The 23,622-nt window shown below is 48.0% G+C and carries 19 protein-coding genes; 9 read left to right on the top strand and 10 right to left on the bottom strand.

Annotation, left to right across the window (positions count from 1 at the left end; genetic code table 11):
* Positions 1-4 precede the first annotated feature (4 nt).
* Positions 5-1,867, top strand: coding sequence for an FAD-dependent oxidoreductase (locus KTG12_RS00860; RefSeq protein ID WP_155144059.1), 1,863 nt, complete (start codon positions 5-7; stop codon positions 1,865-1,867).
* 83 nt (positions 1,868-1,950) lie between these two features.
* Here KTG12_RS00860 and KTG12_RS00855 read toward each other — a convergent pair whose 3' ends face one another.
* Positions 1,951-2,277 (bottom strand): hypothetical protein, encoded by a 327-nt coding sequence (locus KTG12_RS00855; RefSeq protein ID WP_022322080.1) that lies wholly within the window; start codon positions 2,275-2,277, stop codon positions 1,951-1,953.
* Between the two features lie 187 nt (positions 2,278-2,464).
* Positions 2,465-4,438 (bottom strand): family 20 glycosylhydrolase, encoded by a 1,974-nt coding sequence (locus tag KTG12_RS00850; RefSeq protein ID WP_138272613.1) that lies wholly within the window; start codon positions 4,436-4,438, stop codon positions 2,465-2,467.
* Positions 4,439-4,583: 145 nt separating this feature from the next.
* Between KTG12_RS00850 and KTG12_RS00845 the strand changes: the two genes are divergently transcribed.
* From KTG12_RS00845 to KTG12_RS00830, 4 genes are all read left to right on the top strand, one after another.
* On the top strand, positions 4,584-5,309 hold the full coding sequence (locus KTG12_RS00845) for a ThiF family adenylyltransferase (protein ID WP_119215380.1): 726 nt from the start codon (positions 4,584-4,586) through the stop codon (positions 5,307-5,309).
* A 63-nt stretch (positions 5,310-5,372) separates the two neighbouring features.
* On the top strand, positions 5,373-6,041 hold the full coding sequence (locus KTG12_RS00840) for an ABC transporter ATP-binding protein (protein ID WP_022321397.1): 669 nt from the start codon (positions 5,373-5,375) through the stop codon (positions 6,039-6,041).
* Positions 6,042-6,097: 56 nt separating this feature from the next.
* The gene (locus KTG12_RS00835) at positions 6,098-7,465 is read left to right on the top strand and encodes a sodium-dependent transporter (protein ID WP_138272612.1); all 1,368 of its coding nucleotides are present in this window, start codon (positions 6,098-6,100) and stop codon (positions 7,463-7,465) included.
* 118 nt (positions 7,466-7,583) lie between these two features.
* A complete protein-coding gene (locus KTG12_RS00830) occupies positions 7,584-8,354 on the top strand; it encodes a helix-hairpin-helix domain-containing protein (protein ID WP_138272611.1) in 771 nt (256 codons plus the stop codon).
* 3 nt (positions 8,355-8,357) lie between these two features.
* Here the strand turns inward: KTG12_RS00830 and KTG12_RS00825 are convergent, their stop codons facing one another.
* From KTG12_RS00825 to KTG12_RS00795, 7 genes are all read right to left on the bottom strand, one after another.
* Positions 8,358-9,236, bottom strand: a complete 879-nt coding sequence (locus KTG12_RS00825; RefSeq protein WP_122298124.1) for an endonuclease/exonuclease/phosphatase family protein — start codon at positions 9,234-9,236, stop codon at positions 8,358-8,360.
* Between the two features lie 26 nt (positions 9,237-9,262).
* Positions 9,263-11,017, bottom strand: a complete 1,755-nt coding sequence (locus tag KTG12_RS00820) for a RagB/SusD family nutrient uptake outer membrane protein (protein ID WP_005649837.1) — start codon at positions 11,015-11,017, stop codon at positions 9,263-9,265.
* 19 nt (positions 11,018-11,036) lie between these two features.
* The gene (locus KTG12_RS00815) at positions 11,037-14,315 is read right to left on the bottom strand and encodes a TonB-dependent receptor (RefSeq protein WP_122131916.1); all 3,279 of its coding nucleotides are present in this window, start codon (positions 14,313-14,315) and stop codon (positions 11,037-11,039) included.
* A gap of 104 nt (positions 14,316-14,419) precedes the next feature.
* Positions 14,420-14,803: a DUF3037 domain-containing protein gene (locus tag KTG12_RS00810; RefSeq protein ID WP_005639798.1), complete on the bottom strand. Its 384-nt coding sequence runs from the start codon at positions 14,801-14,803 to the stop codon at positions 14,420-14,422.
* Positions 14,781-15,563, bottom strand: coding sequence for a HipA family kinase (locus KTG12_RS00805; protein WP_005639797.1), 783 nt, complete (start codon positions 15,561-15,563; stop codon positions 14,781-14,783). Before KTG12_RS00805 ends, KTG12_RS00810 begins: the two co-directional genes overlap by 23 nt.
* An 811-nt stretch (positions 15,564-16,374) precedes the next feature.
* Positions 16,375-17,172, bottom strand: coding sequence for a LytTR family DNA-binding domain-containing protein (locus tag KTG12_RS00800; RefSeq protein WP_022322154.1), 798 nt, complete (start codon positions 17,170-17,172; stop codon positions 16,375-16,377).
* 3 nt (positions 17,173-17,175) lie between these two features.
* The gene (locus KTG12_RS00795; protein WP_005639793.1) at positions 17,176-17,937 is read right to left on the bottom strand and encodes a LiaI-LiaF-like domain-containing protein; all 762 of its coding nucleotides are present in this window, start codon (positions 17,935-17,937) and stop codon (positions 17,176-17,178) included.
* 282 nt (positions 17,938-18,219) lie between these two features.
* Between KTG12_RS00795 and KTG12_RS00790 the strand changes: the two genes are divergently transcribed.
* From KTG12_RS00790 to KTG12_RS00775, 4 genes are all read left to right on the top strand, one after another.
* On the top strand, positions 18,220-19,608 hold the full coding sequence (locus KTG12_RS00790) for a Gfo/Idh/MocA family protein (RefSeq protein WP_046451537.1): 1,389 nt from the start codon (positions 18,220-18,222) through the stop codon (positions 19,606-19,608).
* 99 nt (positions 19,609-19,707) lie between these two features.
* Positions 19,708-20,667: a PmoA family protein gene (locus KTG12_RS00785; protein ID WP_173022549.1), complete on the top strand. Its 960-nt coding sequence runs from the start codon at positions 19,708-19,710 to the stop codon at positions 20,665-20,667.
* A gap of 240 nt (positions 20,668-20,907) precedes the next feature.
* Positions 20,908-21,717, top strand: coding sequence for a head GIN domain-containing protein (locus KTG12_RS00780; protein WP_046451535.1), 810 nt, complete (start codon positions 20,908-20,910; stop codon positions 21,715-21,717).
* Between the two features lie 79 nt (positions 21,718-21,796).
* Positions 21,797-22,582 (top strand): head GIN domain-containing protein, encoded by a 786-nt coding sequence (locus KTG12_RS00775; RefSeq protein WP_005639785.1) that lies wholly within the window; start codon positions 21,797-21,799, stop codon positions 22,580-22,582.
* A 28-nt stretch (positions 22,583-22,610) separates the two neighbouring features.
* On the opposite strand, the gene KTG12_RS00770 is transcribed toward KTG12_RS00775, so the two are convergent.
* Positions 22,611-23,621 carry an NAD(P)-dependent oxidoreductase gene (locus tag KTG12_RS00770; RefSeq protein ID WP_138272610.1) on the bottom strand — a complete coding sequence of 337 codons (1,011 nt, stop codon included), beginning with the start codon at positions 23,619-23,621 and terminating at the stop codon, positions 22,611-22,613.
* Position 23,622: the final 1 nt, after the last annotated feature.

Raw genomic sequence — 23,622 nt, 5'->3', positions numbered from 1 at the left:
CTTTATGAGAAAGAAAACACATGTACTCTCCCTCCTTTTGGCCTGTGCGACCGCTTTCGGCCAGTCGTCCTACGACCTGGTGATCGTCGGCGGCAACCCCGGAGGGATCATGGCAGCCATCTCGGCTGCCCGGATGGGGAAAAAATCGGTAATACTCGAACGTACCCGCTATGTAGGCGGACTTCCCGCCAACGGACTCGGAGCAACCGACATCGCCACCCGTGCCGCAACGACCGGCTTGTTCCGTGAGTTTGTGGACGGAGTGAAACAACACTATATCGACACCTACGGTCCTGGCTCCGAGCAGGTGAAAGTATGCAGCGACGGCTACCACTTCGAACCCTCCGTCGGAGCACGCATCTTCCAGAAAATGCTCGACGGGCAGAAGGATAAGATCACGGTCCTGACCATGCGTCAGTTCGATGCCGAAGATGAAAACATAGTCATGCGCGACAACCGCATCGAAAAGATCCGTATCCTGAACCGCGAAACCGGGGAAATGGAGGAATACACCGGTTCTGTATTCCTGGATGCCACCTACGAAGGTGACCTCGGCGCTGCCGCCGGTGTTCCTTTCCGCGTAGGGCGCGAAGGGAAAGACGAGTTCGGCGAGCCCGGAGCCGGACGTGTCTACAAATATTGGGGCGGTCCGGAAGGGGACGGCAGCACGTTCAAGAAAGACAAAGCCGTGCAGTCTTACAATTACCGCCTCTGTCTGACCAATAATCCGGCGAACCGTGTGGCTTTCACCAAGCCGGCCCATTATAACCGCGAAGACTATGCCTCCATTGTGGAGGACGTCTGGACCGGACGCAACACGGATGCCGCCATGCAATGCGTGACACCCGAAATGATGGAAGAGAACCGGAAACATATCAAGACCGGCAACCCTTCCAAACTTCCGGGAGACAAATGGGGGATCGCCAAGATCACCAACATCGTCCATGTCCCGAACATGAAGACGGACGCCAATAACCAGCACGGTGTGTTCGTATCGACCGACCTGCCTGAGGAGAACTGGCCCTGGCCCACCTCTTCGTGGGAATGGCGCGACAAGTTCGCCCAACGTCTGCGTGAATACACCGAAGGCCTTTTCTGGTTCGCCCAAAACGACCCCGAACTGCCCGCCCACTTCCGCAAAGCAGCAAAAGAATGGGGACTTTCGAAAGACGAATATGCGGACAACGGGCATTTCCCGCGCCAGGTCTACGTCCGTGAAGGCCGTCGTTTCGAAGGTGCATATTTCTTTACCGCCAACGATGCCATTCCGGTAACGATCGGTAGCCGCCCGCCCATCCACCAAAGCAGCATAACGGCGAGCCATTATGCGTTGGATTCGCATGCGGTACGGAAAAGAGAAGAAGGAAGAGTGCATCTGGACGGCTTCCTGAGCTATCCGTCGGCAGTATACACAGTCCCCTATGGCGTGATGGTCCCGAAAGAAGTGGGCAACCTCCTGTTGCCCGTCCCGGTGTCGGGTTCGCACATCGGATTTTCCACCCTGCGCATGGAGCCTTGCTGGATGGCAATGGGACAGGCCGCTGGTATCGCCTCCGCCCTTTCGATTGACGGAAAGGTGAAGGTGCAGAACATCGACCTCTCCCGTCTACAGGACAAGCTGGTCGACCAGAAGGCGACACTTATGTATTTCAAGGATGTGGATTACACGAGTCCTCACTTCCGCATGGTGCAATATCTGGGACTTCGCGGCTATCTTCCCGAATGGACTGCACGTTTGCAGGAGCCGGTGGATATGGCGACTCTAACCGCCTGGAAAAAACTGAGCGGAAAGGACCTGCCGGGCATAGAAGCCGGTAAAACGACAAGATTAGTGGCTTTGGAAATGATTTATCGGAAAATAAAATAACCTAAAAGGAAGTGTGTCAAAATCATCTTTTTCTTGATAGAAAAACAGATAGATTTCGACACACTTCCTTCCAATATAATTTCTTACTTAATCACTTCTCCACGGCCGTTCATCAACACAAACTCCTCGCTCCGGTCCGGATTACCAATCTCGATCTTATAAGTTTCATGTCCGGGATTCCCCATCATATAAGCTCCTTCAAAAGTACAACCCTCATAAGAAGAAGAGGTTCCCATTGTCCGTAATACGGCATGTGGGAGGTTTTGCATATCTATTCTCCGAAACCCATCGGGAGTAACCTGTTCGAAAGATGAATATACAGCAGCCTGTCTACACTTCACATCCTGAGATGCAAATACCACCACACATGCAACAACTGCAACGACTAATGCTAAAACAATCTTTTTCATAATCTTAAAACCTAAATCTAAACAATCTTCTTATAACCTAAACTCCATTACATTGACATAAATACAAACGCCATGCCAAACCGATAAAAGCGCTTGCAAAGCGGGAAGTCACCCCATAAAACAAACGGGGCGTGTAGAAAAAATCCACACGCCCCGTCTATAATTCCACAATTGTCACCAGTTAAGCCTACATCTCCGGCTTGCAATAGTTCAGCACTTCCACATTACGGATCGAGCTCTTGAAATTTCCCGCTTTTTCCAATGGGAATACTAATGTGCGGACATAATTCATCGAATCTTTTCCTCCATTGAAATACTGTTTCCGGATAGCCAGATCCTCTTTCAACTTACCGTCGATGTAAAGCCGCGTAGATTTCTCGTCCCCAGTAATGGTTACCGATGCGGTCTCTTCTGGATAAAACTGGTAGTTGAAGGTATTCAGATATCCATCCCGGATAAATCCCAACTTTCCGGAAGCCGGATCAGACAGATAAAAGACGGCATCAGGCGAACGGAACAATTCGGTTCCCTTTTCCTCCGCCTCCGCTTTGATATCGAAAGAGACGGTATAATGATAGCCAATCTCTTTCAACCCCGTTTCCATTCCCGGCTTCAAAGTTTCGAGGTTGTAGACGGCACGCGGCTCCGTCCCGATACGTCCGGCCACGTTCACGCCAGGTGCTTCGCTGATCGCCATACGGGCGCTGTTAAAGTCCGCATACGGAACCGTACAATCCTTTCCCGTCCACATCTTAACAGCCAACGTCTGCATAGCAGGAAACACGCGATAGTGAATATCCTTCGTGCTGATGCCGTTACCCGCATGGTCGTTCCAGACAGCAAACATACCGCCTTTGATCTGCTTATGCTTTTCGGGAAACACTTCTTTCCCTACATGGGCGGGCGTCCATTCTTTATAAAGCATTTCCGTATTCAGGTAATCATAATAATAGCCTGCTGCGGGAACGATATACAGATACCCGTCAGGGATACTAATCAGGTCATAGCCTTGTTTGATCATCTCTTTCGGATCGGCATACCCGTTATACCAAGCGCTCATCAGCACGTTTTCAGATTTTACAGGTGTTTCACCCTTTGCGTGCGTCAAAGCTCCCCAGACACAAGCCTGCTTGCCGAAACCTTCCACAAAACGGATATAGTGATCGGTGAAAGCACGGAATTTCTCCACCACATCCTGCTTTTTATTGGAATATTCGTCCGTTCCAATATGGACACGTTTGCCGGTAAAGACGGGATTACGTCCTTCCAGGTACTCGCGGAAAAGAGCATCCACGAACTCATAAGTTTCAGGTTTGAACAAGTCAAGATGATCCATGCCATACTCTTCGCTGCCGATCTCCGGCTTATACTGTGTAAGCGCAAGCGAATGTGCCGGGACATCTATCTCCGGAATGATCTCCACACCCAGGCTATCGGCGAGTTGTTGCAGGGCGATAAACTCCTTTTTTGTATAATAGCCATCGCGGGCGGTCAGTCCGGGAAAAGTTTCGCATTCGAGGCGGAAAGCCGAATAGGTCTTGTTCCAGTCGTGATTGTAATATTGCTTGAAAGCATTATCGTTCAAGTGGATCTGGAATGTGTTCATCTTATAGTAGGCCATCATCTTCACATAATCACGTAACATGCTCATTGGAATAAATTTACGCCCGCAATCCATCATAAAACCACGGATCGCATAGTCGGGATAATCACGGGCTGCCCCTTTCGGCAAAGCCTGATTACCCTGCTGTTCGGTCAGTTGTAGCAACGTGCGGGTAGCCCAATACAGCCCCTTGCTCTTAGGAGCAGTAACGGTGACGCGGTCAGTGATCTTCATCGTGTAGCCTTCCTCTCCCAACCGGCTGTCGGACGAGAGGGAGAACACAAAATCGCCGGCAGCCGCACGACCTTGCACGACCTGCATCCGACGGCCGAACATCAGCTCGTAGTCTTCGGCAAACTGATTGGCAACACGGGCTACAGACGGATCTTTTCCGGTATACACGATCCGGGATGTAGCCGTAGGAGTGAACATCCCCTGAGCTCCTCTCCATTCCTGCAATTCAGGGATGACAAACGGTTTCTTGTTATTTGCGGCGTCTGCTTTTCCAGGCAATAACAATAAAGCTGCCAAAAGCAGCCAATAGAGTTGTATCTTCATAAGTATTTGAATTTATTGCGGACAAAGATATGAATTATTCCTTATCTCTCACAATCGGAGTGTATCGCCCCTTTTTCGTTAAAAGATGGCTAAATAGCAGGGCATTTCTGATTGATTTATTACTTTTGCATCCAAAATCATTTTAATGAGTTACAATTGGAACACACGGACGGAACTTTTGTTAGGCGCCGACCGGATGGAGCGGCTGGCACATAGCCATGTGCTGGTAGTGGGACTAGGAGGTGTGGGAGCTTATGCTGCCGAACAGATATGCCGCGCCGGAATCGGCCACATGACGATCGTCGACGCCGATACGGTGAACGAAAGCAATATCAACCGCCAACTGCCGGCGTTACATTCGACGTTGGGGATGCCGAAAGCTGAAGTCGTAGCCCGTCGCCTGTTAGATATCAATCCCCGTCTGAAACTAAACGTCCTGAACGAATTTTTGCGCGACGAACGGACGGAAGAGGTACTTTCGGCGACCCGGTACGATTTTGTCGTCGACGCGATCGATTCCCTCAGTCCGAAAGTATTCCTCTTGTATCACGCTTATCAGAGAAATATCCCTGTCGTTTCCTCAATGGGTGCCGGAGCCAAGATGGACCCGTCACAAGTCAGGATCGCGGATATCTCGAAGACCTGCAACTGCGCATTGGCAAAAGCCGTACGCAAACGACTGCGCGGTCTGGGCGTCAACAAAGGGATTCCGGTTGTCTTCTCTACCGAGATAGCCAATCCTGATGCCGTCGTAGAAGTGGAAGGCGAACAATGCAAACGGACAACGACCGGAACCGTTTCCTATATGCCGGCAATATTCGGATGCTACTTAGCCTCATATGTTATTAACCAGTTGAAAGTTGAAAGTTGAAAATGAGAAGTTATTCTTTTCCTTATACAACTTTCAACTTTCAACTTTCAACTTTCAACTGATATGATACAAACAGAAGGAATAACCAAAAGCTTCGGCTCCCTGCAAGTATTGAAAGGAATCGACTTGACGATAGGCGAAGGTGAGATCGTAGCGATTGTCGGTCCGAGCGGGGCGGGAAAAACAACCCTGCTTCAGATCATCGGGACACTCGATGCTCCGGACAGCGGCAAACTATATATAAACGGGACCGAAACCGTCCGCCTTTCGGAAGAAAAACTGGCGGCATTCCGCAACCGGAACATCGGCTTCGTTTTCCAGTTCCATCAGCTTCTCCCGGAGTTCACGGCTTTGGAGAACGTGATGATCCCGGCACTGATCGCCCGTGAAAAACCGACTGTAGCCGAGAAAAGGGCGAAGGAGATTCTTGACTTCATGAACCTGACCGATCGGATGTCCCACAAACCGAACGAACTGTCAGGCGGAGAGAAACAGCGCGTAGCCGTTGCCCGCGCCCTCATCAACAACCCATCCGTAATCCTCGCAGACGAACCATCAGGAAGCCTGGATACCAAGAACAAGGAAGAGCTGCACAAGCTCTTCTTCGACTTGCGCAGCCAGATGCACCAGACATTCGTCATCGTCACACACGACGAGCAACTGGCAACCGATACAGACCGCGTGATCCATATCAAAGACGGAACGGTTCAACAGTTGAAAGGGGAAAGTTAAAAGTGAAAAGAGGGCAATTATTTCTTAATTTTTAATTCTTAATTATTCATTCAAACATGGTGGACAACAGAGTCACATTCGGTAGTAAACTCGGAGTTATCCTAGCTACCGTAGGATGCGCCGTAGGACTGGGAAGTATCTGGCGTTTTCCTTATATGTTAGGAACGAACGGCGGTGCCGCATTCTTGCTTATCTATATTCTCTTCATGATATTCTTAGGAATTCCGGTAATGGTAACCGAATTCTTTATCGGCCGCTACTCCCGCAGCAATACGGTCGGTTCGTTCAAGAAAATGGCCCCCGGGACGAAATGGTGCTGGATCGGATACAACGGCATCCTGGCCGCTTTCCTGATCCTGGGCTTCTATGCGGTCGTTTCCGGCTGGACACTCGAATACGTCTGGCAGACAGTAAACAGCAGCCTCTACAGTACGCCGGGTGTGGACTTTACCACCGGCTTCGACAACTTCTCTTCCAATGCACTCCGGCCGATCTTCTGGACAGCAGTCTTTATCGGACTGACGCATTTCGTGATTGCCTCGGGTGTGGAGAAAGGTATCGAACGGGCCTCCAAGATCATGATGCCACTCCTGTTCTTTATCCTGGTCGTGATGTGTGTACGCTCCGTCACGCTGCCAAATGCAGAAGCGGGACTGGTGTACCTGTTCAAACCGGATTTCAGCAAGCTGACTTCATCCGTTGTACTGAGTGCCGTCGGGCAGGCGTTCTTTTCGCTGAGTCTCGGCATGGGTTGCCTTATCACCTACTCTTCTTATTTCGGGAAAGACACCAACATGTTGGCAACAGCTTGGCAGGTGACGATCATCAATACTTTTGTGGCAGTCCTGGCAGGGATCATGATCTTCCCGGCAGTCTTCAGCTTCGGGATTGCCCCATCGGCAGGCGCCCAACTGGTATTCATCACTTTGCCCAATGTATTCGAGCAGTTACCGTTCAGCAGCTTGTGGTCGCTTATTTTCTATATCTTGCTGGCGATGGCGGCACTGACTTCTACCATTTCCTTGCATGAAGTGGTGACCGCCTATATCCATGAAGAGTTCCGTATGACAAGGAAAAGAGCGGCTTGGCTCGTTTCGATCGGTGTATTCATCTTAGGCATTCTCAGTTCACTCTCGTTCGGATTATTAAAAGAGTTCACGATAGGTGGACTGATCTTTTTCGATGCACTGGATTACCTGACGGCCAAGATCATGCTACCGTTAGGAGGAATGCTGACCTGCATCTTCGTCGGGACACGTGTCGACAAGAAAATCCTGAAAGCCGAGCTGACCAACGAAGGGACGATCAAGTTCCGTCTCTTCTTCATTTATGTCTTCTTCATGAAATACGTTTCCCCGATCGCCATCGGCATCGTATTCCTAAACGAACTCGGCCTGCTTGACCAGCTGAAGAAACTATTTTAAAATAAACCCGTAAGTTCCTTGCATATCGGCAGGGAACTTATACCTTTGTAAAATAGTATTCATTTAATAATAACTGTCTTATGGAGACCAAAACCATTCGAAAAAATACTTTCTTACCATGAACTGGCGCGACCTTCTCTACTTCTCCAAAGGCGAACGGAGAGCACTGGCTTTACTCCTTTGCCTCATCACTATTTCCTGGATCTTATTGCTTTGGACAAACACGAAACGGATGCCTATCGAAGCGCAGACAGATGCCCATCGAACAGAAAGCCGACAAGCACCGGGCGAAAGACGGATCATCACCGGAAAAAATACATCCGAAGGGGGAAAAAATTTCATCCGGAAAGAATCCGGACCTCATCCGAATAAAACCAAGAATACCCTTAAAGATAAAAGTCCTACCCTTACAGGTAACAACTCCTACCCTACAGGCAAGAAGAGGAAAGGATATACCCCATACCCCCGGACGGAAAAGTACGCGCCGGGAACCCTCGTCGAGCTCAACACCGCCGACACTACGATCCTAAAAAAAGTTCCTGGTATCGGCAGTACCTTCGCTCGGCGGATCATGAAATACAGAGAACTCTTAGGGGGCTTCTACGATGTCAGCCAGTTGGCGGAAGTGTATGGGATCGATGAAGAACGCTACCAAGCCCTCGCCCCCTGGTTCATTGCCGACACGCTCCATGTACGCCGGTTAGAGGTCAACGCCTTACCCGCCGCCGCTCTCCGCAAACACCCTTACCTCGATTACCGACAGGCAAAAGCGATCGAACAGCTCCGGAAACAAAAAAGCAGGCTCTCCGGATGGGAGAACCTGCAATTGATAGAAGAATTTACAGATACGGACAAGAAACGGCTCACACCGTACCTGTCATTCAAATAAACTTTAAAACGTGACTTGTATCATCACGGGAAAATGATCCGACGGGAAACGACCGTACTGCATATCGTTGAGAACAGCATACTTTTTCACCTTCGTCCCCTTCGTCACCCAGATATAATCGATGCGGTTCATCATCTCGGAATCCGTCTTGAAGCTGTTGTAAGTACCTTCCGTACCATAACGCGGCTGCTCGCTCAGGTCATACGAGTCCAGCAACAGACCGTCGGATGCCAGCGTCACCATCGGTTCATCGGTCGGAACGGCATTGAAGTCTCCCGTCGCAAAGACCGTCGCATCCGTTCCGGCAATCTGCTTGATACGAGCGATCAGCAGTTTGGAGGATTCCCGGCGTGCCACCTTCCCCTGATGGTCGTAATGGGAATTGAAAAAATAGAACACCTTGCCACTCTCCTTATCGCGAAACTTACCCCAGGAGCAAATACGGTTGCAGCAAGTAGCATCCCAGCCTTTGCCCGGAACATCCGGTGTTTCGGAAAACCAGAAATTCCCTTTGTCCAACAAATCGAAACGACTGGTCTTATAGAAGATAGCGGAATGTTCGCCCGCATCCTCGCCGTCATCGCGCCCGGCACCGATATAGGCATACCCATCCAACTCGGCAATCCCGTCCAACATGTGCTTGAACCCTTCCTGTGTCCCGAAGATATCGAAATCGTGGAAGCGGATCAGTCCTTTCACCATCTCTTTGCGGTTCGGCCAGGCATTCACACCATCTTTTTCCGTATCCATACGGAGGTTGAAAGTCGCCACGTTCAGTTCGCTCCTCCCGCCTGTGGCCGGATGGGATTCTTTCATGACCCATGACTGGAGCAAAGCTGCCAGCAGGAGGACCAAAGCAAATACACTTATTGTCTTTTTCATATCCTTATCATTTATCGATTACACATTTACCAACCAGGATTCTGTTTCAGGTTTCCATTTTTGATGATTGCCGACTGAGGAATCGGGTAGTAATACTGGCGACCATCGTCGTACCAGATACGCGGATCATCGTCCGACCAAGTCAGATTACCCGAATCCGCCCCGGTCAATCCCTGCTGTGTGCCCTCTCCTACCGAAACAGGCGTACAGGAAGCAGGCAGACCGGTCGGCTTCTCTCCCTTATAGAAGATCACGTCCGGCGTACCGTCTTTGTCGAGGTCCATCTGGACATTCAAGGCGGGAACATATATACCAGTCCAACGCATCGTCATCAGCTCACCGCGTTTCCAACGCTTCAGGTCGGTGAAGCGGAACCCCTCCAGAGCCAATTCGATGGAGCGCTCACGACGCACTTCGAGGATGACCGGATCGGAAATATTCGGGAAATAGTTTTGCTGGAAATAAGCATCCACCTTGGTTGGCTTGGCAGAAAGACCGCCGGTGATACCGGCGCGTGCACGCAACACACCGACCGTATTCGCCCAATCCGCATCCGTCAGCGTCCCCAACTCAGCTTTTGCCTCGGCATAGTTCAGCAGGACTTCGGCATAACGGAACAACGGAATCGCATTCGTATTCAAAGCACCGGCATCGTATTTGGTATCATCCAACGTATATTTGATCGGTTGGTAGCCCGTATAGGAATAACCGTTGAAGTTAGGAGCGGCAGGCACCCCGTCGCGTTCATACCCCGGTGTGCGGATCGTCTGGGCAAGGCGTGCGTCACGGTTCTGGCATTCGTCATAGAACTCCATCGTCTCGTAACCGGCACGATCCGTAAACGGTGTCCCATCCGTATTCAGGAAAGTATTGACAAAGGTACGGATCATACTGAAACGCGCTCCGTACGTGCCTGAAGTCCACCACCAGTTAGCTTCGCCCAACACAGCCAGCCCGGCATCGGCGCAGCTCGCCAGCATCACTTCACTAGTTACCGGCTTATCACTGATGAACAGCGAGCGGAAAGAAGCATCCGTACCCTCACCCGTATAAATAGAATGGCCGCTTTCCTTCATAACCGTTTCGGCAGCACGGACAGCCTCCTGATACCATTCGTCGGCCGAGTCGGTCAATCCCAACTCCGTATGATACTTGCGAAAAGAAGCTTCGAAGAGGCAGATACGGGATTTCAACGCATAAGCCACCCATTTCGTCACCAGAGAACCGGTTTCGTCCTTCGTCCGCGAGATATTCTCACAAGCGAAGTCCAGGTCTTCCAACACATGATCCATGACGATAGTCCGCGAATCGCGGGGAGCATACAGCAACTCGTCGTCCACACCTAACGTACGGTCTATCCAAGGCACATCACCGAAACGTACTACCATCTCGTAATAGAAGTAAGCGCGGAAAAAGCGGGCCAAGCCGATATAGTTGTTACGGACAGATTCATCGACCGCCTCGTTCGTACAGTTCTCAATAAAGTAGTTGATGTTGCGCAGATCGCTCCACGACCACCCGCTGCTCAACTCGGCCGAGTAAGCCCCTTCGCGGATAAAGTTGTCGAAGCTGGTCACCGCTCCATAATCGCACATGGCATCCTGCCTGAAACCGTCACTGACGGAAGGGAGCATATTATAGAAAGAATAGGAATATGTTTCCAGCCCTTTCTCCGTCCTGAAGACTGTGTCTTTGTCCACCGAAGCCTGCGGTGTCTCGTCCATTGAGCAGGAGGAAAGGAGTAAACAGACTGATACAAAAGAATATATAATCCGTTTCATGTCGTTGATAGTTCTTTAATTAAAATGTTACTGATAAACCTAAACTCACACTCTTCATCTGCGGATAGCTGTTCCCGTCACCACTACCACGGTTCCCGTTCAGTCCGGACGACATATCGGCATCCGTCAGGTCGGGATCGGAACCGTAGATGTTCGTCACGTCGAGGTCACGCGTATGCTTGTAGAGCGGGGACCAGCACCAGAGATTCTCGGCCGAAATATAAACCCGTACATTCTGCAATTTGGCTTTCGAAACGATCGGCTGTGGCAAAGTGTAGCCGAATTGCAGGTTCTTCAGACGGATATAAGCGACATTCTGCAAGTAGCGGGTCTGCGGTGTAGACTTCAGGGAAGCATTATAGCCGGCATAACGGGGCAGATAAGCATCCGTATTGTCTTCTGTCCAATAATTGCCCTGATGCCAGGTAGGCATGTTGTTATACGGGCGGTTATACTGTCCCCAGAAAATACATTCCGAACTGGGATACCAATCCTGTTTACCCACCCCCTGGAAGAAGGCGGAAAGGAAGAAGTTGTTCCAGTCACCGGAAAGGTTGATGCTATACGCATAGCGAGGCAACGCATTTCCGATTACGGTCTTGTCGCCGTGGTCGTCTACAGTGTTATTGCCGTAATCGATCACATGGTCGCCATTCAGGTCCTTGATCTTCACATCTCCCGGATAAGTGATACGCTTGGAAGAAGACTGGATCAATGTTTGGTCAGCATGGCTGTCGATATCGGCCTGATCCTTGAACAGCCCCTCAGTCACATATCCCCAGATTTCACCTACACGCTTGCCGGCATAGTAGTCATCCAGGTTACCTGTCTGGTTGTTATAGCGGTCGATGGTCGAGATATAGTCGGACAGCGTACCACGGATCTCGTAGTTGAACGGTTTCTCCGCCAATGTGAACTGGTCGCGCCAAGTTAGCGTGATTTCCCATCCCTTGGTCGTCATGTCGGCATAGTTGCCTTTGGGAGAAGAGGCGCCGAACACATCGGGAAGCGTTTCGCCGACCGTGTACATATCCGTTGTCTTACGGATGTAATAGTCACCGTTAAATTGCAAGCGGTTGTTCAACATGCCGAAGTCCAGTCCGACATCGGTCGTCGTTGCCGTTTCCCAGGTCAGTCCGTCAGGCATGACGGCAGGAGCACTCGTATACTTGTTCTTCAAACCGTTCAGGACACGGCCGGAAGTGCTGATGCTCAACAACTCGAGGAAGCTATAGGGAGAAACATTACCATTCCCTAACGAACCGTATGAAGCACGTATTTTCAGATTGGAGAACAAATCCGGGTTCACCTTCCAGAACGCCTCTTCCGACACGCGCCATCCACCGGAGACAGAAGGGAAGAACGCCCATTGCTGATCGGTCGGGAATTTGGAAGAACCGTCATAGCGTCCATTCACTTCCAACAGATAGCGATCCTTGAACGCATAGTTCAGACGGAAAAAGCCACCTGCCACGCGCCATCTGTTATAACCTCCCGACGTAGTGATCGCATCTCCCAGCGCCAAGTTGATGTTTTCCGAATCGTCGAGCAGCAACCCGTTACGCTGCACATAGGTGCTCTTATAAGTTGACTGTTCATAATTGTAACCGACCATACCTTTGAAATAATGCGCATCACCGAATGTATCCTCATAATCGGCATACAGGTTGGTCGCAATATACTCGGTCCGCATATTACTCTCCTTCAAGTCATTGTATTTGGTACTCAGTTCGACAATCTGCCCTTCGTGAGTGCTATAAGGAACCGGTACGCGGCGTTGCGTCTGTCCCTCGTCCGTATTGCGGAACGTGAAGTCGCCCCGTACGTGCAATTTGTTTTCCAGAAAAGAAGCAGTAAAGCCGGTCGTATTCTTCAACACCTTGTTATTGGTATCGATACCGTTCTTGCCATAGATAAAGTCACCGACCGAATAAGCGGCCGAGAAAGTCAGGCTGCCGTCGGGGTTGAAGATAGGCGAGGTCGGATGACCTTCATCGGAAATGTTACGCCAGATGGAGCCGCCTTCGCCGACATTGATCGGGTTATGGTAATCCATATTGGAAAAATCCATATTGTTCTCGATCTTCAGCCAGTCGAACACCTGTACGGAACCTTTCGCACGCAGGTTCATCATCTTATAATTGTCGGTATTATAGCGGAACAAACCGTCGTAGCCATAGAAACGCCCGGATACATAGTAGTTCAGTTTCCCATTGTTACCGGTCACCGACAAATTATGGTCCTGCGCGAAAGTCGTTTTCTTGTACAGGGCGTCGTAATAGTCTTCGTTGCCGTAGTAGACATATTTGCCGGTAGCATCGACCGTCACCTCGTCAGTTATGCCCTGCTCCTTCCGTCTTTTGAAGTCTTCCAGCCAGCCGAGGGAGAATTCCTGCGTCTTGTTGATGTTCTTAGGGTCGGCCGAATAGTTGTTCCACGCATGATAGGCTTCATAGAAATGACTGGCATATTCATATCCGTCGGTCACGAAGTCGGGAACCGTCACCGGCTTCTGCATGGCGAAATTTCCTGAATAGGTAATGGAAGTCTTGTCCTTAGTCGGCTCTTTCGTGGTGATCAGTACGACACCGAAAGTACCGCGCGCGCCATAGATGGCAGCCGAAGCGGCATCTTTCAGGACAGACACGCTGGCGATATCGTTCGGGTTCAACATCGAGGGATCACCTTCCACACCGTCGATCAGGACCAACGCGCTACCACCCTGCCCGATCGAAGTCGTACCGCGGACATTATAACTCGCCGAGCGGGTCGGCTTGCCGTCGGTCAACTGAATGTTCAAGTTGGGGATCGAACCTTGCAGGGCTTGTGTCACGTTGGGAACGGAACGATTGTCAAACACTTCGCTGGTCACCTGTTCGACAGCTCCGGTAAGATTCACTTTCTTCTGCGTGCCGTAACCGACCACGACCACTTCGTCCAGCTTCTGCATATCTTCCACCAAGACCACTTTCAGCTCTTTCTCTCCTTTCAGTGTGATTTCTTTCGGTATATATCCGATAAAAGAGATGGTTAACACAGCGTCAGGGGCTACTTCCAGCGAAAACTTCCCGTCGATATCGGTCACCGTCCCGTTAGTCGTTCCTTTTTCCACTACATTGGCTCCGATAACGGGTTCTCCATATCCATCCACAATCGTACCTGTCAGATGATACGTTCCCTGCCGGGCTACGCTTATGATTCCGCCTGGATTGGCGGAATAGATTACAGGGATTCCCTGTAATGCACCTGCGATACATAGTAAACCCGCAAATCGGGTCACTCTACTCTTAATCTCCATGTTTGTTCTTTTTGCGTTAAAACAAATATATTTTCACCTATTAAAACCGCTGCAAAGGAACAATCGGAGTATTAAATCGCTGTTTACTATCAATTACAATATCGTTACAGAACCAATTCCCTAAACAGTATCTCCAACGTCTGGTCCAAGTCGTCGGAGAAGCCCGGATGCGGACGTGAAGTCTGGATAGATGCACTCCGCACTGCTGTCAGCCAACGAAACCGTTCCGGGACGTCCAGAGCAGCGATAGGACCGCCCTCCTTCGTACCGGAACAGATTTTATCGAAAACATGCAGATTGGCAAACAACGATTCACGATCCAACTCGGAAGAAAACAGATTCAACTTGTTCTCGTCTACCTTATAAAGCGCCTTGATATATTTCGCTCTTTTCGAGAACAGAATAATTCCCACATTAAAGAACTCCTCACGTTCTACTTTGGGGACCAAACGGATAACGGCATATTCATATAAGTGCTTTCCTTGCATCTTGTGCTTCTTTTATAAATGTTTCGGAATGTGCCAGTCTCTCACATAAGAACCGGATATAAATCTCTCTTATTTCTTGCGGCCTACCGGGACTTTCGCTCCAATGCAACCAGTCGTCGGGAATCAGAGCCACGATCTCCCGGATCTTCTCTTCCGTCAGCAGGCGTTTCATCTCGGCATCTGCCTCTTCCAACCCGGAAGCTTCGGGCAACAGCACGTGATCTTTGACCTGCACGAACGGACTTACGGCATGCTTTTGCCAGTTCACCCATGAATAATGGAAATAAAGCGAAGCGCCATGATCGATCAGCCACAGTTCCTTATGCCACATCAGCATATTGGTATTCCGGAATGTACGGTCTACATTGGTCAGAAACGCATCCAGCCACACGATACGGGACGCCAACTCAGCCCCGACCTTCGTCACTACCGGGTCGTAAGTAAGAGCTCCCGACAGAAAATGCAGGCCGAGGTTTAATCCCCGGCTGCCTTGCAGCAGATCCTGGATTTCCTCATCACCTTCGGTTCGCCCGAAAGCTTCGTCCAGATTCAGAAAGACCAGCTCGGGAACCCGGAAACCAAGTGCACGGGCTATCTCACCGCCAATCAGCTCGGCTATCAACGCTTTCGTCCCATGGCCTGCCCCACGGAACTTCACGACATATTTAAACTCGTCATCAGCTTCCGCCAATGCCGGCAACGATCCGCCTTCCCGAAGAGGCATGATATAACGCGTCACATTCTCTGTTCGTAATTCCATCACATTCCAGTTATTTGAAGATAAAGATACATGTTCTTTTTAAACAAACGAAGATTGACGGCACACTATCTGTTTGTTTTTTCGCCATAATCTGCCAACCGCCTTCACCGAAAAAAGTAAACCGAGTACGGGAAGTGTGTTATAAAGCTACAACTGCCATGCTTCTATCGCCAAACTATAATGCCATAGAGCTTTTGACCTAAGTCGAATACCTTTTCGACCTTGGGCAAAAAGGCTTTCGACAATGGGCAAAAAGGTTTTCGACTTAGGTCGATAAGATAGAAGGATATAAGACAAACATTAAATGATTATATATTAAACCATTATACACATTCATAATCTCTTTATTTTTCACTTAAATAGGTTGCTTCGGATAAGAGACAGAAGGGGGAGCATAGTCAACCTATTTCAGGACGAGACACTGGGTGAAAGCAAATTTTTAAGGTGAAGGCAGTCCCGATGTTCACCTTCACCCTTGTACACTTTGATAATCAAAGAGTGAAAGGACAAGGTGAAGCCAAAACATAACAAGATCCGTCATATGAAAAATAAAAAAGGGGAAAAGCTCCCCTCTATAAACAATTAAAGGCTGTCTCACGACAACCCCTAACCAACTTTGTTAACCTTAAATCTAATACTATTATGAAAAAACCACAATGCAAAGATACATGCGTCAAGACCGTTTGTCAAGCCTTTTACAGACAATATATGTTAAGTCCGGAAGAGCTTTGCAATAAAAAGTGTTACAAAGGGCAAAACTTTACACAATGGTATCAAATTCTGCTAAAATTAACATTTCAATTCCTCTTTCTTAAAGAGAAAGACGCTCTTTCAGGAGCTTATAACCGGCATTGCTTGCCCGCAAACAAACTCCATTTTTCAAACGGACCTGATAATTTTCTTTTCCGAATAGCTCCACTCGTAAAATCTGTTCGGTATTGACAATGCAAGAACGGTGAATCCGCACAAACAGAGCAGGTGGAAGATGTGTCTCAAAATATTTCATCGTCTGTTCCTTCACATACTGGCCACCCGGAGTAAAAATCGTCACATAATCGCCTCCGGCTTGCAGATATAACAGTTCCTCGAGATGGATGATATGAATGCGGGAACCGTCTTTTACCGATACGCGATCCAGAAAAGTTTCACCAGCGGGAACCGCTTCTTCTTGTCCCTTATCCGCCTCAGTTCCGGATATCTCCTCAAAATCCGATTCATCCGTCCGGTTCATCCGATACCATTGCAACAGGATGATCCAGCATAATATGCCAAAGACCAGACGGAGGGAAACACTATCCATAAAATCACCGACATTTCCTCGTTCCAAAAGCACCTGTAGCTCGAAAGCCCCTGCCAGACTGATCGCCTGAACCAATACCGCCAATGCGACCTGTATTTGCAGAGCATGAATAGTCCCGTCAACATATCCGTACAGGAAACCGGCGGCAGCCAATAATCCGACAGAGACCAATCCATCCAGGCAGGCTATCCATATCTCCTCTCCTCCATAGCAGAACAGGAGCCATGAATACATCATCCAGGCCACAACCGACAGGGTAATCCCCATCACGCGATTGATGACCGACCCTATAAATGGATGCGTCTGCATAAATCAACTTTTAAACTCAATACCTCCAAAAGAGACTTTTCCTCTCACGATCAAAATGTGTTCCTTGTCTATCTCCACAGACGAATTATAGCGTTTATCGTCACATCCGCCGATAAATGCATCAATCTGCGTCAGCAAATTCCAATCCGACGGCAAATAAATCTCGACCCCTCCAAAAGTACAGTCGATATCTATAAACGTCTGGGGAGCTTCCAGCTTGCTCCTCCGTAAATCCAGGACAGTCCCGCCAAACGCATTCCTAAGTCGCGCCCCTCTGAACACAGGGTCCAAAACAATCTGCTGAACCGATCCAAAAGTATTGTCCGATACGATAAAACCGTCTTCAGAACCATATACCTCTTTTGTATACTCCGGCCTTCTGCCATCCCAATGAGCATTGAAGTGGTGACGTTCCGGTTTAAAGAGTATCATGATTCCCACAAAAATAAACAATACCGGCCAGAACATATCGAGCCATTCGCCCTCTACCCAGCTTATTTCCGGCAATAGGAAATAGGCTCCTATGGCAATCGTAATCACTCCCCCGAAGAAATGCCGTTTAATCAAATTGACAACGCCGACCACAATCAGCAACATCTGCCAGGAAACCAGGATACCGAACAGATCAGAGTCTATTATCCCGAAATTCCGCCCAAGAAACAACAGACCTACTATGATAAACACAGCAGCCGTCGTAACCGTGTTCAGTCTACTGTGGCTGGGATAACCGCCTCTGATAAAATTCCCTTGTTGATTCGTTCTCATACTCGTACATTTTTAATTTGTTGCAAAACTACCGCCACATAACCGCTTACACAATAAAAAAACGGTCAGTAACGACTAAATCCCGGCGAATAACGGAATAATCCCGATAAAAAAGCATTGATAGCCTCCCCAAAGATATTCATTCGATCTTTGCCAATGCCCCAAAATTGCATATATTTGCAATGTTCGGAGGAACTATTCGAGAAAAATTCAAGTATAGCTGAATATGAAATCATCGAAAATCTAAAAACAGACCACAAAAACATACAAAACATCATTACCATGCATAACACAACAAACCAAATGTCAAGAAGACATTTTCTTGCAACCACAGGGGCGATTGCCGGAACGGCCTTGCTCAATCCCTTATCTGATATAAAAGCAAAAACTACCGGTATTTCAGCACCGACAGGTAAAAAACTCCGGATCGCACTTGTCGGGACAGGGGGCCGCGGGACATCCATGTGGGGAAGGGACATTCTGAAAAGTTATCCTGATTACCTTGAGTTCGTAGGCCTTTGCGATAAAAACGAAGGACGTGTTGAAACCGGCAAACGTATCATCGGCACTTCTTGTCCGACATATACCGATTTTGAAAAAATGATGAACGAGACAAAACCGGATGTATTGATTGTCACGACAATGGACAGCACACACCATCAATTCATTATCCGGGGAATGGAGTTGGGAGCCGACATTATCACGGAAAAACCGATGACGACCGATGAAAAGAAAATCCAAGCGATTCTGGATGCTGAAAAGCGGACGGGCAAGACATGCCGGGTCACGTTCAACTACCGTTATTCCCCTCACCGGGCAAAAATATGGGAACTGCTTCGTGCCGGAGAAATCGGTGATATCACTTCCGTCGATTTCCACTGGTATCTGGATACCTCACACGGAGCCGATTATTTCCGCCGCTGGCACAGGCTCGTTGAATGTAGCGGTTCGTTATGGGTACACAAAGCCAGCCATCATTTCGACCTCCTGAACTGGTGGATCGACAGCGATCCCGAAAGTGTTTATGCGCTTGGGGCTCTCAACCATTATGGAAAGAATGGAACCATACGGGCAGAAAACTGCCGTACATGCCCGCATACAGACAAATGCAAGTTCTTTTTTGACATCACCAAGAACAAGAACTACATGGAACTGTACGTGGTCAATGAAAAATACGACGGTTACCTGCGCGACGGTTGTGTGTTCAAAAAGGATGTAAACATCTTCGACAAAATGGCGGCAACAATCAAATATAAAAATGGTGTACAAGTAGCCTATTCGTTGACAACCTATTCTCCATACGAAGGTTACCGGATTGCATTCAACGGAACAAAAGGACGTCTGGAAGCCTGGATTCAGGAATCCAAACCGACATCGGATGCCAATTATGACGAAATCGTTTTGTTCAAGAACTTCAATAAACGGCAATATATCCAGATTCCGTTCGGAACATCCGGACATGGCGGCGGGGATGCATTATTAAAAGACCAGATATTCCTGCCCAATATCGACGATCCGTTCCAACAGTGTGCAAATACCCGCGACGGAGCTTTGGCCTGTCTGGTCGGAATCGCGGCCCGCAACAGTATAGCATCCGGACAACCGGTAAAAATTGCAGATTTAACTTCGATCCAACCACAGGAAAAGAAGTTGTATAAACGTATCTTATAAACATTCAAAGAGGATGTCAACCTACCCTGTCCCCGCGTCAAGTGTGGGGACAGGGTAGGTTTAGCCCTTCTTTTTAACCCATTTTAATTATTTTACTCCATGAACAAACTGATTCTACTTATCCTCTTCTCTCTGTCTTATTGCAATTCTGTAATAGGTCAGGATTCACACATACACTTTATAGAGAAGCCCGACTCACAAAAAATAAGCATATACATAGACCAGACTCTTTTTACAGAATTTCTTTACTCTGACACTTTATATAAACAAGTCCTTTATCCTATCTATACTGCATCCGGTACCGAAATTACTCGCGGCTATCCTGCCCGCCCGAAAGCCGATGAACGGACAGACCATCCTCATCAGATGGGACTATGGTTTAGCTTCGGAAGCATCAACGGATTGGATTTCTGGAATAATTCGAATCGCATTCCCCATAATAAAAAAGAACATTACGGCATTATTCGGTTTACCGGCATCAAAAATATAAACGAAAAAGAAAACCAATTTACAGTCGAAGCAAATTGGACAAACCACAATGGATATATCCTACTAAAAGAAAAAACCACCTACGCATTCACCGGTAAGCCACACGAAAGAGGCATTCAGCGAACCACTACACTGACTGCTTTCAACGATTCTATTTTCATTACGGAAAATAAAGAAGGCTTACTCGGTATGCGTTTAGATCGAAACCTTGAAGCCGACATTTCCGGAATCTATCAAAATAAAGAAGGAGATACCGGTAACGATGTTTGGGGAAAACGTTCGGCTTGGGTTGTTTTGAACGGGAAGATAAAAGATGAGAAAATATCGATAGCTATCATAGACCATCCTGAAAATCCCAATTATCCGGGTTGGTCGCATGCACGCGGGTACGGCCTGTTTGCGATTAATAACTTGGGAGGAAGATGTTTCGATAAACAAGCGGAAAAGGTTCAAATCCTGCTAAAAAAAGAGGAGTCCATCACTTTCACCCATCAAATTTTGATAAAGGACGGAGATTATCTTTCCAACCAGGAAATAGAAAAGGTTTCTGCACCGCAGAAACCCCTATAAACAATTAAAGGCTGTCTCACGACAACCCCTAACCAACTTTGTTAACCTTAAATCTAATACTATTATGAAAAAACCACGGTGCAAAGATACGGGCTTTTCCTAATTCGTCAATAGTTAAAGTACTAATTTGTGTTGTAAAGCATATAATAAAAACTAATTCATCAAAAAGTAAAGAAAATATGCAACCGTAATATGCCCCCTCTCGTCTATAAAAGAAAATAAACGAAAATATAACAAGACATGAAAACAAAAGCATTTTTCTTTATGGTTTGTATCTGGTTGCTGACAACTAACGGATTTGCCCAGAATACAATAAAAGGGGACGGGAACATCATCACGAAAGAAATTTCCATATCCGATTATGATGAGATCTCATATGTAGGAAAAGTAAACATCGAATATGAACAATCCAACGCATCCCCCTTTTTTAAGATAACAATAGACGAGAACATACTACCCCACCTCGACATAAAGATAAAGGGCAAGACATTGATCATACAGCCCAAAGATGAAAAAAAATATTTTAACGGAAATTCTTACGGACTCAATCTCCAACCGACCGTATGCGAGATAAAGACCAGCTCCCGTGAACTGAAAGAGATAAGTGCAGTAGGAGGCGGAGAGTTTATCGCCAAAAGCCCTCTTAAAGCCGACAAACTGGATATCAGTATTGCCGGAAGCAGCACAATAAACTTCGATAAGCAGCTGGAAGCGCGCAAAATCAACTTTAGCGTGGCTGGATCAGGAGATATCAACGCAACCCAACTGAAAGTAGACAACCTGGATTGTAGCGTGGCAGGCAGTGGTTCCATCCTGCTCAAAGGAGAGGCCGAAAGAGGAGATCTGAGCGTAGCTGGCGGTGGAGATATCAGTGCTTTCGGATGTGTCCTTCGGAAAGCGGAATGCAGCGTAGCCGGTGGCGGAGACATCGAAGTACATGCGTCCGAACAACTGGATGCCAGTATAGCCGGCGGTGGCCATATACGATATGAAGGCGATCCAGAGCTAAGCAAAAGCGTCATAGGCGGAGGTTCGATCAAAAAGAATTAGTATTTCTATAAAATTCATTCTACATTTGTAACCAAAGTGCGGCAAACGCATTCCTAAGTGTAACATAAAGAAGATAGACATGAAAACAAAAGGCTTACTAATGATCGCTTTCCTAATGGGAATGTTTTTCTCTACCCAGGCAGCAGATCATGTGAAAGGAAACGGAAAGCTCTCGACCAAGAAAATAACGATCGACGACTTCAATGCCATCAAGTTCGACGGGGTGATCGACTTCAACTACGAGCAGTCGGAATCTACTCCGCATATCGAAATAACTGTAGATGAAAATCTGCACCCGTACGTAAACATCGATATCCAAGACCGTGTCCTGACCGTTGGATTCAAAGGTGCGAAAGTCGACCATTTCACCAAATTCATCGTCAAGACTAACTCCAAATGGCTGAAAGAGGTAAAAGCCTCTGGCAACGCCAACTTCATAGCCAACAGCCCATTGAAGGGTGACGAATTGAAAATCAACGCCAACTCTAACTGCCTCGTCCAGCTAAAGCAGAAAGTCGAAGTCGGCAAGCTCGACCTGAACGTGTCTGGTAGCGCCAATATGGTCGTGAATGAACTCAAAACCGACAAGTTGGAATGCAGCATTAACGGTTCCGGCACGATCAACCTAAAAGCTGGAAACGCCGAAGAAGCAGACTACAGCATTACGACCGACGGTGAAATCATGGCTTTCGGGGTGGCAGTGCCCGAAGTGAACTGTAAAATCACAGGCAAAGGTTCCGCCCAGATCCATCCGACCGACAACCTGAAAGCAACAATCGTAGGTAAAGGAAATATCCGCTATAAAGGCCCGACAGCCGTACAACAGAAAGTCATCGGCAAAGGAACTGTTGAAGAAGTAAAATAAAATACGAATCGGCAAAAGAAAAGTTGGTCTACAGCCAACCTTCTTTCCTATACCATTCTATGCTTTCTTCCAGGCCACGGCGTAACGGGTAAGCCGGAACGAAGCCCAATTCATCCTGAAGCGGTGTAACATCACAAATCCAGTTACGCTGTTTCAGGATTATATATTTATCCGTATTCAATGTCATACTCTTCTTCAGCAGCTTGCCTATCCATTCGGACCCCTGGCAGGCTATATGCACCAGTCCCATTGGAATACGGGCATGCAGGACATGTTTCTTCCGCAGGATTTCCTGTATCATCCGGGCGAACGATTCATCCGTATAGGCATCACCGTCCGCTACAAAATAATGGCGGTTCCGGACAGCCTCATTCTCCAAAGCAAGGAAAGCAACGGTAGCCAAATCCTTTACATATATAAAAGTAATACGCTGGGGCGTAAAGCCGACAGCAAAATCAAAACCAGACTTTACACTTTTAATCTCCATGAAGTAATCTTTCTCGCCCGGTCCATACACCCCTGTCGGACGCAGGATCACATACGGGAAATAAGACTGGTGACGCAAATAATTCTCCGCTTCCAGCTTGCTCTTTCCATAATCTGTATCGGGCAATTGAGGATCATCCAGAGAGATAGGGCGGAATGTTTTCTCGTCTCCACGCCCGTAGCTGCTCAAGCTGCTCATCAAAAGAAATTTCTCAGGCTTGCAACCCGATGCGGCAAGTGCCTCGATCAAGTTGGCCGTATTCTGGGCATTGATACGATAAAAGTTTCTTTTATCAAGCGTCTTCGTCAGTCCGGCATTATGGATCACATAATCCCAAGGACCATGCTCACGGACAAAATCAGCCAACTGGGCGGTCAACGACTCACGGTCGGAATATTTCAAGTCGATAAAACGAATCCGTTCATCCTGCAAATTAACGCGGCTACTTGTCGAACGGACACCTGCCCAGGTTTCATATCCCCGGTTAAGCGCCTCCTTCACCAGGAAACCACCAATAAAGCCACTGGCCCCCGTAATCAATATCTTTTTCATA

The sequence above is a fragment of the Parabacteroides sp. MSK.9.14 genome, assembly GCF_019041495.1.
Taxonomy (GTDB): domain Bacteria; phylum Bacteroidota; class Bacteroidia; order Bacteroidales; family Tannerellaceae; genus Parabacteroides; species Parabacteroides merdae.
This window is presented reverse-complemented; position numbering and strand designations above follow the sequence as displayed.